Here is a 484-nt window from a genome sequence, read left to right on the forward strand (position 1 = left end):
GGATCGATATTGGCGTAATCGGGAATTTGCGATTTGTCGATTTTTTGATACGCGCCGGCTTTAATCTGACGGCCGACATTGGCAATAGACGGCGCAACCAGGTCATAACCCGACTTGCCGGTCAGCAGCTTGGCTTCCAGCGCTTCGTTGCTGTCGTAGTAATCGTAGCGGACGTTGATATGCGTTTTGTTTTCAAACGCAGACAGCGTGGCCGGATCGACATAATCCGACCAGTTGTAGATATTGAGTTTATCGGTTTGGGAAGAGGAAGTTTGAGATGCGGAAGATTCTGCGGCGGTTCCTTGTCCGCCGCTGCACGCAGTCAAGACGAGGCTCACGATTGCCGCCGCCATCAAAGATTTTTTCATGGTTTCAGACCTTTTGTTCGGGGGGTAAAAATATTGCAGCGGTGGCAGATGCCACTTACAAAAGGGAAACTGTGGGGGCGGCCGGCATGTGTCCTTTGCCCTTGATTCAGCAAGGT

General features: G+C 51.4%; 1 pseudogene. It reads right to left on the minus strand.

Annotated features, from left to right (window positions below):
- A pseudogene (locus tag ACTHUT_RS21760) lies at positions 1-368 on the minus strand (polyamine ABC transporter substrate-binding protein); the annotation flags it as partial.
- Positions 369-484: the final 116 nt, after the last annotated feature.

It is taken from the genome of Neisseria sp. P0022.S010, assembly GCF_051956635.1.